At 38.4% G+C, this 15,299-nt stretch carries 12 protein-coding genes and 1 pseudogene; 10 read left to right on the top strand and 3 right to left on the bottom strand.

Annotated elements, in window-relative coordinates; all coding sequences use genetic code 11:
• Positions 1-47: 47 nt before the first annotated feature.
• The 6 genes and pseudogenes from NST21_RS14680 (at position 48) to NST21_RS14655 (ending at position 7,033) form a co-directional block, all read left to right on the top strand.
• Positions 48-1,154 (top strand): mandelate racemase/muconate lactonizing enzyme family protein, encoded by a 1,107-nt coding sequence (locus NST21_RS14680; protein WP_340889821.1) that lies wholly within the window; start codon positions 48-50, stop codon positions 1,152-1,154.
• A 50-nt stretch (positions 1,155-1,204) separates the two neighbouring features.
• Complete coding sequence (locus NST21_RS14675) at positions 1,205-2,623, top strand: YfcC family protein (protein ID WP_201184787.1); 1,419 nt, start codon at positions 1,205-1,207, stop codon at positions 2,621-2,623.
• Between the two features lie 19 nt (positions 2,624-2,642).
• On the top strand, positions 2,643-3,785 hold the full coding sequence (locus tag NST21_RS14670; RefSeq protein WP_340889819.1) for a M20 peptidase aminoacylase family protein: 1,143 nt from the start codon (positions 2,643-2,645) through the stop codon (positions 3,783-3,785).
• A 269-nt stretch (positions 3,786-4,054) separates the two neighbouring features.
• On the top strand, positions 4,055-5,440 hold the full coding sequence (locus tag NST21_RS14665) for an acyclic terpene utilization AtuA family protein (RefSeq protein WP_340889818.1): 1,386 nt from the start codon (positions 4,055-4,057) through the stop codon (positions 5,438-5,440).
• Positions 5,412-5,744 carry an AtuA-related protein gene (locus NST21_RS14660; protein ID WP_340889816.1) on the top strand — a complete coding sequence of 111 codons (333 nt, stop codon included), beginning with the start codon at positions 5,412-5,414 and terminating at the stop codon, positions 5,742-5,744. Before NST21_RS14665 ends, NST21_RS14660 begins: the two co-directional genes overlap by 29 nt.
• 486 nt (positions 5,745-6,230) lie before the next feature.
• Positions 6,231-7,033 (top strand): annotated as a pseudogene (locus tag NST21_RS14655) (DUF2935 domain-containing protein).
• A 303-nt stretch (positions 7,034-7,336) separates the two neighbouring features.
• Here the strand turns inward: NST21_RS14655 and NST21_RS14650 are convergent.
• Positions 7,337-7,759 (bottom strand): VOC family protein, encoded by a 423-nt coding sequence (locus tag NST21_RS14650; protein WP_056522925.1) that lies wholly within the window; start codon positions 7,757-7,759, stop codon positions 7,337-7,339.
• Positions 7,760-8,364: 605 nt separating this feature from the next.
• On the opposite strand from NST21_RS14650, the gene NST21_RS14645 reads away from it, so the two are divergent.
• Together NST21_RS14645 and NST21_RS14640 are read left to right on the top strand one after the other, a co-directional pair.
• The gene (locus NST21_RS14645; protein ID WP_340889811.1) at positions 8,365-9,993 is read left to right on the top strand and encodes an acetolactate synthase large subunit; all 1,629 of its coding nucleotides are present in this window, start codon (positions 8,365-8,367) and stop codon (positions 9,991-9,993) included.
• 83 nt (positions 9,994-10,076) lie between these two features.
• On the top strand, positions 10,077-10,352 hold the full coding sequence (locus NST21_RS14640; protein ID WP_340889809.1) for a hypothetical protein: 276 nt from the start codon (positions 10,077-10,079) through the stop codon (positions 10,350-10,352).
• Positions 10,353-10,825: 473 nt separating this feature from the next.
• Here NST21_RS14640 and NST21_RS14635 read toward each other — a convergent pair whose 3' ends face one another.
• Positions 10,826-10,981 carry a DUF4021 domain-containing protein gene (locus NST21_RS14635; RefSeq protein WP_340889807.1) on the bottom strand — a complete coding sequence of 52 codons (156 nt, stop codon included), beginning with the start codon at positions 10,979-10,981 and terminating at the stop codon, positions 10,826-10,828.
• Positions 10,982-11,280: 299 nt separating this feature from the next.
• Here NST21_RS14635 and NST21_RS14630 point away from each other — a divergent pair, with 299 nt between their 5' ends.
• The gene (locus NST21_RS14630) at positions 11,281-11,847 is read left to right on the top strand and encodes a lysozyme family protein (RefSeq protein WP_340889806.1); all 567 of its coding nucleotides are present in this window, start codon (positions 11,281-11,283) and stop codon (positions 11,845-11,847) included.
• Between the two features lie 377 nt (positions 11,848-12,224).
• Here NST21_RS14630 and NST21_RS14625 read toward each other — a convergent pair whose 3' ends face one another.
• Entirely contained in the window at positions 12,225-13,130 is a 906-nt protein-coding gene (locus NST21_RS14625) for a LysR family transcriptional regulator (protein WP_056522919.1), read from the bottom strand.
• A 339-nt stretch (positions 13,131-13,469) separates the two neighbouring features.
• Here NST21_RS14625 and NST21_RS14620 point away from each other — a divergent pair, with 339 nt between their 5' ends.
• Complete coding sequence (locus NST21_RS14620) at positions 13,470-15,278, top strand: assimilatory sulfite reductase (NADPH) flavoprotein subunit (RefSeq protein WP_340889805.1); 1,809 nt, start codon at positions 13,470-13,472, stop codon at positions 15,276-15,278.
• Positions 15,279-15,299 lie beyond the last annotated feature (21 nt).

The following is a 15,299-nucleotide window of genomic DNA, read 5'->3' as shown; positions in this document are numbered from 1 at the left end:
ATTTTTATTAACGACATATAGCGACAGTGTGAAAGGGGAGCTTAGTTTTGATTATTGAACGTTGTGAAATTTATGCCACTCATTTGCCTTTAAAAGAACCATTTGTTATTTCCTATCAAACATATAAGTATATGCCTTCTGTTATCGTAAAATTGATAGCCGATAACGGGCTAGTAGGATATGGTGAAGCAGTACCTGATGAACATGTAACAGGGGAAACGTTTTATGCAACATTCGAAGTATTAAAGCATGTCCTATTGCCTGCTTTGAAACAAGAAAATCCATTTAATTTGGAAAAAATTCACGACATTATGAATTCGGCCATTATGGGAAATCCCTCAGCAAAAGCGGCAATTGATATTGCGTGCTATGACCTTATGGGAAAATACACAAAATTGCCGATTTATGATTTATTAGGTGGGAAATTTCATGAATCCCTAACTTTTGCAAAGGTTTTAAGTATTGACGAACCAGAGATTATGGCTGAAAAAGCTCAGGAAGCTGTCGACCAAGGATATACTTCGTTAAAACTTAAGGTAGGTTGGGATATTGAGTCAGATGTAGAGCGTATAGCAGCGGTTCGAGAAAAAGTTGGGGAGAAGTTTCCAATTCGGGTAGATGCCAATCAGGGATGGGGAACTTATGCCAATGCCCTTCCAGCAGTAAAAGCTTTGGAACCATTTCACCTTTCATGGTTAGAACAGCCGATTAGAATGGGAGACATTGACGGTCTTGCAGAACTCAAAGAAAAAACAACCATTCCCATTATGGCTGATGAAAGCATCCATCACGGGTACCATCTACAGGAACTAATTAAAAAGAAGGCCGTAGATAAAATCAATATAAAACTAATGAAGTGCGGTGGAATTTATCAGGCAATCCAATTGGCAAAGACAGCTGAGATTGCAGGTATCAGCTGCCAAATTGGGTCCATGGTAGAATCCTCAATCGGATCGTCAGCAGGATACCATACGGCCATTTCACGAAAAAATATTACCAGTACAGAACTGACAGGTCCACTGCTATTCAGTCAGGACATTGGAAATCTTGATTATGAAATTCCCTATGTACATCTTACAAGAGAACCGGGGCTTGGAATTAATATCAACGAGGAAGTTCTTGGGCAATTGACCATAAAAAAAGAGCAAGTTTAATATTTTTATAGAAACCGGATGTAGCAAATCAATTAGGATGAGGTGAAATGATGGAAACTGAAAAAAATAATGTGACAGTTAAGAAAAAGGCATGGTTAAAAGTGCCACATACATATACGCTCATATTTATCATAATCATCATGGCAGGGCTTGCTTCATATGTAATTCCTGCCGGTGAATTCGATCGTGTTGAAGATGAGAAATCGGGTAGAATGCTTGTTGTCGACGGAAGCTATCATGCTATTGATCGTGATCCTGTGAGCTTCTTTGACCTTTTCACGTCCATTCCATTGGGCTTAGAAAAGGGAGCCCAGATTATTTTTTATATTTTTCTTGTAAGTGGTGTATTTGGTATTATTCGAACTACTGGTGCGATTGAAGCAGGGGTCTATAAAGGGGTACGATCTCTTGAAGGGCGAGAAAAACTATTAATTCCGTTGAGTATGTTGCTTTTTTCCATAGGCGGCTTTAGCATGGGGATGGCAGAAGAAACCATTATCTTCGTGCCTATAGGGATCGCGATAGCAAGAGCTATGGGCTTTGATGCGGTTACTGGAACGGCTATGATTACCCTTGGTGCTGCTAGCGGATTTTTTGGAGGCATGCTCAACCCGTTCACTGTAGGGGTCGCCCAATCACTGGCAGAAGTACCTTTATTCTCTGGAATTGGTTTCCGTTTTGTTGTCTATATTTTTGTCCTGGCATTTGCCATTTGGTATGTCAGCCGTTATGCAAATAAGGTAAAACGGAATCCTGAAAAAAGTGTAATCTATGATATTGAACAAAAAGAAAAACAAACGGCCGGATTAGTTGATTTTCCTGAATTGACCGGACGCCATAAGCTAGTTTTTCTAGCAATGATCTTTGGGCTGGCTTTTAACATTTATGGCGTGTTTAAATGGGGCTGGTTTTTAACAGAGCTCACAGCTTCTTTCTTGATTATGGGTATCGTTAGCGGGCTGGTTGGCGGTTTGCAACTTGGTAAACTTTTTGATTCATTTATTGAGGGAGCTCGAGCAGTCACATTTGGTGCCTTGATCGTCGGCTTTGCAAGGGCTATTACAGTAGTTTTAGAAGAAGGTAAAATCATAGATTCGTTAGTCTTTATGGCAGCTTCGGGGATAAGTCACCTACCACAAACATTGAATGTCGTAGGTATGTTTTTCACCCAAGCATTTCTTAATTTATTCATTTCTTCAGGCAGTGGACAGGCTGCGGCTACAATGCCAATTATGGTTCCTATTACTGATATTTTGGGATTGGAAAGACAGCTTGCCGTTCTTGCCTTCCAATATGGGGATTCTGTTACGAACTCAATTATTCCAACGTCCTCAGCATTAATGGGATACCTGGCTATTGCTGGAATTCCATATGAGAGATGGGTTAAATTTATTTGGAAATTAATTCTCGGATGGACTTTGATTGCTTGTTTAGCGTTAATAGCGGCAGTCGCTCTCGGTGTCTCTTGAGAAAATAAGGAGCGGTTTGATGAAAGAATTATTGAAGGAAATAGAACCTCAAGTATTGGAGATTTTCCGCCATCTTCATGAGAATCCTGAAGTGAGCTGGAAAGAGTTTCAGACTACATCTTATATTTCAAAGGTGATCCAACAAAACGGGCTTGAAGTGACCAGTTTTTCGGATATGCCTGGAGTTATAGGTAAGTGGTCACCAGAGGACAGTATAAGTAATTTAACGATTGGGTTACGAGCTGATATGGATGCTCTACTTCAGGATGTGGACGGGACTTTTCGTGCTAACCATTCCTGTGGACATGATGCTCATATGACGATTGTATTAGGTGTCTTGCTTTTATTAAGAAAAATGAAGATTTTTCTTCCAGGTACGTTAAAATTTATTTTTCAGCCAGCTGAAGAAGTTGGTGAAGGTGCTTTAAAGATAATTGAAAAACAGGTACTGGATGATGTTGACTTTCTATATGGTCTTCATCTGCGTCCTATTCAGGAAATTAAGTATGGACAAGCTTCTTCAGGCATCATTCATGGCTCAGCTGATACAGTATTTGGTGAGATTCACGGATTTGACGGACATGGCGCAAGACCTCATTTAACTTTAAATGCCATTGAAGTGATTAGTGCGATTGTTGAACAAATTAAAGGAATCCGTCTAAACCCGCAACTATCTTATTCAGTCAAAATGACACAGGTTTCTGCGGGAGGGGAAAATGCGAATATTATACCTGGGTCCTCCAAGTTTAGCCTTGATTTACGTGCGCAAACAAATGAAGCGATGGATGAATTGATTGAGAAGGTGGACGATGTCCTGAAAAAAATGTCTGACTTCTATCAATGCCAAATAAGCTTCAAGCACAAAGAAAGAGTTTATGCCGCATCTGTTGATCAAGAAGCAGCAGAATTTATGGAGAAAGCAATCGAAAACACCTTAGGGGCTAAAGGGCTTGTGGAGCCTATTATTACCCCGGGTGGAGAGGATTTTCATTTTTATACAAAAGAAAGGCCTGCAATCAAGGCCACAATGCTGGGTGTGGGCTGCGATTTAGAGCCTGGTCTACATCATCCCAACATGGTATTTAATCAGGACGCCATTTTCACAGGAATTGAGATATTAACTAGGGTAGTTATTGAAACTTTTGAAAAATATAACAAATAAAAAATATAGTAAATCGAATTCTTATATCACTATGAATCATTTCAATTATAAAAAAGAGCAGACCTTTATGGTGAAGAAATCGAGGAAGTAGAAAGAATTGTAAGAGCGTTCGAACAGGCATTAGCCAAAGTGGAAGGTGTATTACTACTTGAAGGGAAAATGATCGACCTTCCTATTGTAGAACGTGCAAAGCGTACCCTTCAATCAGTTAAATTATATCAATCGTGACGACTCCAGTTCCTACTGGAGCTTGAAGGGAGGAATATCTTATGAAGAAGATTAGAATTGGTTCAGGTGCGGGATACGCAGGCGATCGAATTGAACCAGCGATGGAATTAATACAAAAAGGAAATTTGGATTACATCATTTTTGAATGCTTAGCAGAAAGAACAATCGCCCTTGCTCAGCAAGAGAAAATGAAAAATCCTGATATGGGGTATAACCATTTATTGAAGTATCGTATGGATAAGGTCTTATCACTGTGTGTCGAGAATAATGTCACATTAATCACCAATATGGGAGCAGCAAACCCACTTGCCGCAGCTAAGATTGTTAAGAATATAGCAGAGGAAAAAGGTATCCATGATTTAAAAATAGCAGCAGTAAGTGGAGATGATGTGTATCCAAACATCGGGAAGTACTTGGAATGCTCAATTATAGAAACCGGAGTACCATTGAAAGATGTGAAGTCTTCCATAATTTCTGCAAATGCCTATATCGGAATTTCTGGAATTGTGACCGCGTTGAAAGAAGGGGCAGATATTGTAATTACCGGCCGGGTATCAGATCCCTCATTAGTAGTTGCACCACTTCAGCATGAATTTGGTTGGCAGGATACAGACTATGAGCTTCTTGGTAAGGGGACAGCCGCTGGTCATTTACTCGAGTGTGCAGCCCAAGTGACAGGTGGTTATTTCGCCGATCCGGGGTATAAGGATGTTCCTGACTTATGGAATGTCGGTTATCCTATCGCCGAAGTACAGGGTAATGGGGACTTTTTTTTAACCAAGCTTGAGGATTCGGGAGGCATGGTTACGGCTGCGACCGTAAAGGAACAAGTTGTTTATGAAATACATGACCCAACCCGATATCTTACTCCTGATGTTATTGCTGATTTCTCACAAATAGAAGTGATAGAAAAAGTGACAAACCAAGTGCATATTACTGGAGTGTCTGGAAAAGAGAAGAGTGGTCTCTATAAAACGAGCATCGGCTACGTGGACGGATACATAGTTGAAGCAGAAATTAGTTACGGCGGTTCGGGTTGTTTGGAAAGGTCAAGACTGGCGGAAGAAGTAGTGAGGCACCGGTTGATTCAGGCTAATATAGTGATTCAAGAAATGAGAATCGATCATATTGGTTCTAATTCACTGTATGGATCTTCTATTTCAGAGCCGTTGTATGACAGAGAAAGGCTATCCGAGGTACGATTAAGAGTGGCTGCCAGGACGACTGATAAAGGAGCTGCTGATGTGATCGGGCAAGAGGTGGAAGCACTCTATACTAATGGGCCTGCTGGAGGCGGTGGTGTTCGGGTTAATGTCCAAGAGGTTGTATCAATTGCATCCATTCTTATTCCTAGCGAAGAGATTACAATCGAAGTAACGTACGAGGAGGTCGGCAAGATTGAAACTCAAGCAAGTCACTCACTCTAGGTCAGGGGATAAAGGAAATATTTCAAATGTTTCCGTCATCGTCTATCGTATGGAAGATTATGAAAAAGTAAAAAAACAGGTAACAGCAGAAAAGGTTAAGGATTACTTTCACGAAATAGTGAAGGGTGATGTGGTTAGGTATGAACTACCGAAAATTGGCGCATTGAACTTTGTCATGCAAAACGCATTAGGCGGAGGCGTCACAAAATCACTTACTTTGGATCGACATGGAAAAAGCTTGAGCTCGGCTTTAATGGATATGGAAATCGATATGGAAGCTGATGTGGATGACTTAAATTATTAATTTTCTTACGAAGGCGAGCCAATTATTAAGAGGCTCGTTTTTTGTATTCCGAAATTTTGGGACGATAAAAGTCTATATAGTAATTCTATGAAGATGGTGATGAATGTGTAAAATTCTACTGTTCAAGTGGGATATCAAAACCAACTGCAATAATGAAAATTTTCTTTCGATTCCGACCTAAGATAAATAAGCTCTACACATTGTTATACGTCACTTGTGGCTTATACAAACCGATTGTGAGGTTAAGATTATTGGGATATGTTATTACTAGTGAAGATACATTCTACAGCTGCTTGGTAGTATAAGTTGAAGAGCAAAGAGGGCTGCAGCGAACCTTTCTCTTTCCGTTAAAAATGATAATCAAATAAAAAACCTGCGGGCAAACACAGTTTGCTGACCTTTTTTCAATTTTTTGTTCATAAGTATATCCGTAAAGGAATAAAAAATCAAAAATGTTTTCGATTATTAAGATATGGAGGATAATAAATGAGCGAAGTATGGGAAAAGAAAGCAAGATTCGAGCATCAGTTTTGGCTGCAAATCTTAGGGGATCATTCCCGATTTATACATGAGTCTTTAGCACCGGTTGAACTAGAAAATATTGAAATTGCATCGGAGTTTATTCAAATATTTGACACTCTCCTTGGTAAAGTCAATTCGGAAGATATTTCACAATTGACTTTTGCGGCAGAAGATGCGGCTTTAAAACTTCGAGAGTTTAAGTTAAACCTAATGAAAAAACATTTAGTAGGGAAAATCAAAATACATCTTTCACCTACATTTCTTAATCATATGGTGAACGAATTAGAAGAATATTTAAGGTTATTAAAACACTTTAAATCCAATCAAACCCCACCAGTTTATCATGAACTTCATCATCATTTGGTTTGGCTGTTAGATGCCGCTGGGCATGCGGGTGCCATATCATCCAAATTGGATGATGTTGAAAAACGATTAAAAGAGAAAAGTGACCAATATACGAAGCATTTTAATGAATATTATATAAAAGCAGTCGAATTGGCGGGATATTTACGGACTAATTTATCCACTTTTCCTGCATTAGAAAAGATGAATGTAGACGTCACATTAGAAATAAAACTTTTTCAGCACTTTCTAAATGAATTGGAGGAACTAGAACTTAGTGCACAAGCTCTAGGAACATTTTCTCCATTAATGGCGGATCATATGTCGCGTGAAGAATGTTATTATTTGATGAAGCTCGCTGAATCGACAAATTCTGAAAAGCCTAACTGCGATCAGCCAAACCTAGACTAAATGAGGGGATTTGAACAGCTAACCTGTTCGAAAAAGTGCACTATAAACTTATCTTAATGCACCCAACCTAATATGAAACTGTTAAATAATATCAAGCAATCCAAGTTGTATTACATGCACTATCAAACGAAGGATATACGTATTGTAACTTTTATTGAACCTCTATCTCATTACTTCTTTTAGAATCTAACCCTACAACATCCACAACTTGATAAACAGGGTATTTTTAGTATTAGAAACACAAAAAGGATATAGAAACTTTTCTCTAGAAGAAAGCCCTATATCCTTTGTTGGGAATTTCTAGCAAAAATGTATTTTCACATTTCTCCAGTGTCATAATTTAATTGCCAAATAATTCCGAACTTATCTGTTACCTGACCATAGAGTTTGCTCCAGAATGTTTCTTGAAGGTCCATAACTACTGTGCCGCCTTCTTTCAGTTTATTAAAGATAGATTTAATTTCATCCATGTTCTTATTAACTACTGCAAGGCTTATGTTGTTTCCTTCAACAAAAGGCATACCAGGAAAAACATCAGAAAACATTACATTACTTCCCTCAATATTAAGCCTTGTGTGCATAACTAAATTTTTTGCTTCATCTGGGAGAGGGAATTCAGGGTTAGGTGGTGTTTCTCCAAAGGTCATAATTTGTGGTGTTTCTGTTCCAAAAACCTGTGCGTAAAACTCTACTGCTTCACGGCAGTTCCCATTAAAATTAATATAAACATCAACTGACATTTGTTTCACTCCTATGAATTATATTGTTTTTCATTGCTACATGATTTATTTACATATTGTAACATTTAACTGTTCAAAATCAAAAATATTTCCACGAGTTCCATAAAAAAGGTTTCGACAAACTAGAAAATAAAATATGAATACAAATGGAATATAAAATCAGAAAGATTGTAGAATCTACCAAAAAAATTTTGCCACTTTTAGAATACAATCCTTTTTCAATAAACTCCAATCTTCCTTATCCCCGCTTAAATTCACTATTTCATAATAAAGCTCTGTCCTAATAAAAACTAATAACAATTGAAGGCACTGCAAAATACAAACAAAAAATTCCGATATTTTAGGATTTGTATAAACGAAGTGAGAAACAATATTATGGGAAAATAAAACATCCCCATTACGAGGGGGCCAACTTCGATTTTTTACTCGCACGATTTGATAGTGACTCATAGAAATTACTTGAGTTAACAAATTTGTTTACCCAGATATAAATTCAGTAATAAACTATTTTCGACCTCGAATAAATCCATTCTGAAAGGGGATAGATAAAAGGTAAGTTAATAAGGATATAAAACTAGTGGCTTTTATGGGAAGGGGATGTATTTTTGAAGGCAGCAGAGCTTTTTGTAAAATGTTTAGAGGGTCAGGGTGTTGAATACATATTTGGAGTGCCGGGGGAAGAAAACATAGATTTGTTGGACGCGATAAATAAGTCGAGCATACAGTTTATCGTTTGCCGGCATGAAACCGGAGCAGCGTTTATCGCTGGGATGATGGGTAAGTTGACAGGAAAACCCGGAGTTTGTCTTTCAACACTTGGACCCGGGGCCACCAATATGGTGACGGGTGTTGCCAGTGCTACTTTGGATCGAATGCCGCTAATCGCGATTACGGCACAGACCGACCTCAAAATGCAGTTTAAGGGGGCTCATCAATACATAAATATTCTCGAGCTATATCACCCGATTTCGAAATGGAGTACAACTATTTACGATGGTTCCGTTATTCCAAAAATTATAACTAAAGCTTTTGCATTGGCTGCAAAGGATTTGACTGGAGCCATTCATATCGAGTTTCCGAATGATATCGCCTCCTCCCTTGTGCATGGAGAACCTTTACAAACTCAGCTTTATGACAAAAAAGTACGGTCATCTGAGCAAGCAATCAATGAAGTGGCTGTGGCTATCAATCAAGCAAAATTCCCCCTATTTTTGATAGGGAATAATGCTTCAAAAGGTGGAGCATCTACTGATATTTTAACTTTAATCGAAAAGCTTCAAGCCCCTTTCACAGAAACATTTATGGCGAAAGGCGTAGTTCCAGAAAATCACCCATTGCATTTACAAACAATTGGACTACCCGAAGGTGATATTGTCAATAAAGCCTTTAGTCGCGCAGATTTAGTCATTGCTATCGGATATGACCCTATCGAATACGAACCTAAAAAATGGAACCCATTACTATCACCTATCATTCATATCGATGTACAAGACCATGAGTTAGATAACTATTATCCGGTAAAGGCATCCCTTGTTGGTGACTTATCTGCAAATCTTTTGCGTTTAATTGACCAAATTGATCAAAGGAATGAAATCGATCCATTTTATCGTAATGTAAAGGAAACGATATTGTCAGAACGATTGTTACATTCAACCAGTAATTCATACCCAATGTCTCCTCAACGTATCATTAAGGAAATACGGGAAGTTCTATCAAATGATGATATTTTACTATCAGATGTTGGAGCTCATAAATTGTGGATTGGCCGGCAATATGAGACATTAAAGCCAAATACATGTATCCTATCAAATGGGCTTGCTTCAATGGGGATCGCACTTCCGGGAGCAATTGGTGCGAAACTAGCGTGTCCTGATAAAAAAGTAATGGCTGTATGCGGTGACGGGGCTTTTATCATGTCTATAGCAGAGTTTGAAACAGCGGTTCGTTTGAAGGTACCGATTGTTATTATGATTTGGCGAGATGGAAGATACGGAATGATTGAATGGGAACAAAAAAACAAGTTAGGCCATTCATCTAATATCCAATTTAATAACCCGGATTTTGTTGCCCTTGCAAGAGCATACGGTGCGAAAGGATATAAGGTAAAAAAAGCGGCAGAGCTAACAACAGTCTTACAAAAAGCAATATCTGAAGATGGACCGGTAATTGTTGAATGTGAGGTTGATTATCAAGAAAGTTTCAGGTTGAGTGAACGTTTAAAGGACTCTCGTTAAATGACTCACGAAACTTTAATAAATAAAGGAAAGAGAAGCCGAATATAGTATGCATGACGAACGATTGAAGGGGTGAGCATAAATTGTTACTTCAACCAATTACAGATCATGCGAAAATAGTCCACTATTCCTTTAATGAAAAAGCTTCTATTTCAAGAAAGATTACGGTCATTGCACTGTTAAGTACTATGGAGGCTACTCTCCAGGCAGCTGGCGGATTGATTCCGGCAGCTGGTTTGTTCATTAGTCCCCTTGCAACAGCACCCGCTATCCTTAGTATGGTTTTATCAGTAAGATATGGTTTGCTTGGTTACTTATTAACCTTGTTTTTGCTCTTTCTCATTCAGCCGAATCAGTAGATTAATAGGTGTATGTAATTCCGGCCAGAATACGTCAATTTCGTATCCTCTGGGCAATGCAATGTCATTCGGATTAAGATTTCTCTTCTTATTTTCGTTCATTCCTTTTCTGCCCCCTAATATCAAATGACAAGCACCTTTTCACCCCCAGCAACAGCTCTAGGGACGGCTGCACCAAAGCGAATTGATATGTTAGACAATTTGTATTAGACACTCTTAACCATCCAGATGTTTCATTAATAGATATTCCATGTGTATTATTCTCATTCACAAAGAATTAATTAGATTAAGAAGGGTTGTCCCCTTTAAGGAACTTAAGAGACAAGTAGTATAGGCTAATAGGGAGTCGACATTTTTCAATAAAAACTTAAAATATTGCTTCAAATAACACTTTATAAGGTGAGATTGATTTTTATTATAAAGAAAAACGCCAATTAAGGCGCTTAACAAAATATATAAGATACTTAGAACCGTTAATTATCTTTATCGTGAAGTTTATCTTCATGTTCAGTTTCTAACATACCATACATGCCATTCATCTCTTGTTCATCGGGATCTGCCCCAAAGTCGTTATCATTTTTTTTGCTATTATTATCAAGAATTTCTTCTTTATTATTTTTCTTATTCATACATCTCACCTCCAACTATTAGGGTGTCTTATTACCAAAGTAAATATACTATCGTAGACTCAGGTACATGTAGGAGTAAGTGTACCAATTGTATATGGATAATATATCGTTTTTTATTAGTGATTATACTTATAATAGATTTTGGTATTCTAAATAGTTATTACTCTTACTATTTGTTAAAATATAAATAAATAAACTAGAGATAACGGGGAGAGAATGTGAAGCGGAAACGGAAGAAATCAAACGCTATTTTTGTAATCTTTATCCTGCTTTTTGTATTTTTGCTCATGAGGCAGGTCATGGAAATTTCAATTGGGGGAAATGTCTTCACACCAGTGAATCCACCTGATTCGTTTGCGAATGTGAAAAAGTATAGCAACCTTCTGCACGATGAGTTAGCAAAATATGGGCTTGAGGAGCACACATCGACATTGATAGCCCTGATGCAGCAGGAAAGTCGTGGGCGGGGTGGTGATCCAATGCAGGCGTCTGAATCGGCAGGGCTCGATCCAAATACAATTACCGATCCTACCGAAAGCATCAGGTATGGAGTGAAACATTTCCAACGAATTATCAAATATGGGAATGAAAAGAACGTGGATTTCTCTACAATCATTCAATCTTATAATATGGGAATTGGTTATATTGATTACATTGCAAATGCAGGAGGGAAGCATACTGAAGAGCTAGCGAAGCAGTTCTCGATGCTCCAAGTTGAAAAGAATCCTACGCTATATGATTGCGGAGGCGACAAAGGAAATTTCCGATATCCATATTGCTACGGTGACTTTTCATATAGTGCAAAGGTAGCTAAGTACATTGATGAACTTGCAGATAGTGTACCTACTCATGTAAATGGAGAGTAAATAGGTGAAGCACTTTAACTGCCTCACCTGTGTTTACAGTTCATCAAATTTGATCCTATACATTTTTAGATAGATTTAAAACCCGATTTTAATCTGAGTGCCCAGCACCTCGGACATGGACTTTTAACATCTGGTTATAGTCCATGTAGATATCAGCGAGAACTATTGAAAGCCTGTTCGGTATCGTAGAAGCATCATTGAAGAAAGAGCACGACAACATTACCTAATTCAAAAAGTGGAGGGGCAAACATAAACAACAATCTAGCTCGGTTGTATTTGATATTATGGGCGTTTATCTAAGGATATGCTTCGTGGCATCGCCGAAAATGAGATCCTGCTATATGTCGGGATCATATGACCCTATTTTGTATTAATTATTATATTGATTTGATTTTGTTAGGCCATTTTTTGTTTAATGCACTTATAAATGTTTTCACGTTCTTTTTATCTACCATAATGGGGGAATACACGTAGGAAAGCGTTCTGTTAAAGGACTCATTTTTCAACTGTATAATTGAAAGAGTCTTATGCAGAATGTCTCTTTCAATGACACTACGGGATAAGAGAGTTAGCCCCATACTATTTTTTATAAGTGTTTCTTTAATTCCTTGATTACTGCTTATGGTAAGAAGCGATTTAACTTTCAAACCATTTGAACGAAGGAAGTGGTTAAGATATTCTCGTGTACCTGATCCAACTTCTCTGGTTATCCACGCTTGATTCTGAAGGTCAGCAATCGTAACTTCATCTTTACAAGCGAGTTTATGATTGTTTGAAGAAACTATAAATAACTCATCCTGCAAAAAAGCGTGTACGGAAAGTTCTTTTTCATTTGTTTGACCTTCTATTAAACCTATATCTACTTGATATAACCTGACTGATTGTACGATTTCTTCTGTGTTTCCAATTACAACTTGAAGTTCAAGTTCCGGAAAGTCTTTTTGAAGGTCAATAAGTAAAGAAGGCAATATATACTCGCCGATTGTAAAACTTGCGCCTATTTTTAATTCTCCTTTTATGGAGTTATCATGTTCCTGAATGTCTTGTCTGGTCTGTTCATAGATTGTGATCATTTGCTTAGCGCGATCATAAAGAATTTCTCCTGTTAAAGTGACTTTTAAGTATTTAGGAGAGCGGAGAAATAATTTAGTTTGGAACTCTTCTTCTAATTTTTTTATGTGCAAACTAACACTTGGTTGTGACATAAGAAGCATTTCTGCTGTTTTTGTAAAATTCTTGACTTCTACAAGGGTCACAAAAGTTTTTAAAGCATCATAGTACATAGGAATCCCACCTTATTATTAATATTCTTAATAGTTGCAATTAATTATATATATTTTACTAATGATGTGCCTTTAGGTAAAGTTAATGAGAAACTTATTTTAGGAAGAATCTAGGATGGGGAAGGCTATCGTCCTTTATTATGTTATTTTTTATTAATAGTGAGCTATGAAAAAGTGTTCCTTCCCTGTATGAACTGAACTTTCTAAATTTTTTTACAGTTAAAACCGACTTCGTCTATAGGAGTAAACGAGTTAATTTCATAGTTCTAAAAAATGTCTAAAACAACTCGTATAAGAATCAACTAAGATAAGTTTATATTCCTTTGTGAGGTGGAAAACGTGCAACTTCAGGTAAGTAACAGTCCTTTTAATCATGAACAGACAGAGCTTCTTAACAATCTACTGCCTAGCTTGACAGAAACACAAAAAGTTTGGCTGAGCGGTTATCTGACCGCGTCTTTGCCAGTTTTCAACGCAGGAACAGCCGACGTATCGGTGGCTCAACCCAGCGGGAAGACAATATCAAAAGAGGTTACCATCCTTTATGGTTCACAGACGGGAAATGCTCAAGGGTTGGCAGAGAATGCAGCAAGAAAGCTTGAGGGTAATGGCTTTCAGGTAACCATTTCATCCATGAGTGACTTTAAAGTGAACAATTTGAAAAAAGTCCAGAATCTTCTTATTGCCGTTAGCACGCATGGAGAAGGGGATCCACCGGATAATACTTTGTCATTCCATGAGTTTCTTCATGGCAGAAGGGCACCAAGCCTTGGAGATCTCCGCTTCTCCGTATTGGCGCTTGGGGACAGCTCATATGAGTTTTTCTGTGAAACGGGAAAACAATTCGATAAGCGCTTGGAAGAACTTGGCGGGACCCGGCTATTTCCGCGGATGGACTGTGATCTTGATTATGATGAGCCGGCTGCAGAATGGCTGGAAGGAGTAATTTCGAGCTTAAGTGAGGAGCAAGGAAGTACTGTTTCTGCCGTTCCCGCAATAATAACACCAGTAAGTGAACACACGTATTCCAGGACAAACCCTTTTAAAGCGGAAGTTATGGAAAATATTAACTTGAACGGCCGTGGCTCCAATAAAGAGACACACCATATCGAGTTATCGCTTGAAGGCTCTGGACTTACATTTGAACCTGGTGACAGCCTTGGTATTTATCCACAAAATGATTCCATTTTAGTGGATATGCTCCTTAAAGAACTCAATTGGGACCCTGAAGAAATCGTGAAGGTCAACAAGCAGGGAGACCTTCGAAAACTTAGGGAAGCGCTCATCTCCAATTTTGAAATAACAGTATTAACAAAATCGCTCCTTGAGCAAGCGGCCCAACTTTCAGGCAACGAGGATTTAAAGGCACTTTTATCAGCTGGTAATGAAGAAAAACTAAAAGAATATCGTGAAGGCCGTGATTTGCTTGATTTTGTCCGTGATTTTGGCTCATGGGGTGAATCGGCGCAAGAATTCGTCTCCATCCTTCGAAAAATTCCAGCCCGTCTATATTCGATTGCGAACAGCCTATCCGCGTATCCAGATGAAGTGCATCTGACAGTCGGAGCTGTCCGGTATGATAGTCACGGACGAGAAAGAAAAGGTGTCTGCTCCATTTTATGTGCGGAACGTTTACAGCCAGGGGATACGCTTCCTGTTTACATTCAGCATAACCCAAACTTTAAGCAGCCGAAGAACCCAGACACTCCAATCATCATGGTTGGACCGGGAACAGGCATTGCTCCGTTCAGATCCTTTATTCAAGAGCGCGAAGAAACTGAAGCGAATGGGAAAACGTGGCTTTTTTTCGGCGATCAGCATTTCGTAACGGATTTCCTATATCAGACTGAATGGCAAAAGTGGTTGAAAACAGGTGTACTTACGAATATGGATGTAGCCTTTTCGCGTGACGCGGATGAAAAAGTGTATGTTCAACACCGGATGCTTGAGCACAGTAGGAAATTATACGAATGGCTTCAAGAAGGAGCGGCGGTATACATTTGCGGAGATGAGAAAAACATGGCACAGGACGTCCATAATACGCTTATTGAGATCATTGAAAAAGAAGGTCAAATGAGCCATGCTGATGCACAAACTTACCTTGAAGAAATGCAACAGAATAAACGCTATCAACGAGATGTGTACTGAAATATGGATGAAAAGGAGATA

This window comes from Peribacillus sp. FSL K6-1552, assembly GCF_038005205.1.
Classification (GTDB): domain Bacteria; phylum Bacillota; class Bacilli; order Bacillales; family DSM-1321; genus Peribacillus; species Peribacillus butanolivorans.
Note: the sequence above shows the minus strand (reverse complement) of the source record. Positions and strands in the feature narration are given on the sequence as shown.

What these genes read in the sequence shown, in the direction of transcription:
- NST21_RS14675 (WP_201184787.1), top strand. Translation starts at nt 1,205, where the DNA reads ATGGAAACTGAAAAAAATAATGTGACAGTTAAGAAAAAGGCATGGTTA.
- NST21_RS14670 (WP_340889819.1), top strand. Translation starts at nt 2,643, where the DNA reads ATGAAAGAATTATTGAAGGAAATAGAACCTCAAGTATTGGAGATTTTC.
- NST21_RS14665 (WP_340889818.1), top strand. Translation starts at nt 4,055, where the DNA reads ATGAAGAAGATTAGAATTGGTTCAGGTGCGGGATACGCAGGCGATCGA.
- NST21_RS14650 (WP_056522925.1), bottom strand. Translation starts at nt 7,759, where the DNA reads ATGTCAGTTGATGTTTATATTAATTTTAATGGGAACTGCCGTGAAGCA.
- NST21_RS14635 (WP_340889807.1), bottom strand. Translation starts at nt 10,981, where the DNA reads ATGAATAAGAAAAATAATAAAGAAGAAATTCTTGATAATAATAGCAAA.
- NST21_RS14630 (WP_340889806.1), top strand. Translation starts at nt 11,281, where the DNA reads ATGGAAATTTCAATTGGGGGAAATGTCTTCACACCAGTGAATCCACCT.
- NST21_RS14625 (WP_056522919.1), bottom strand. Translation starts at nt 13,130, where the DNA reads ATGTACTATGATGCTTTAAAAACTTTTGTGACCCTTGTAGAAGTCAAG.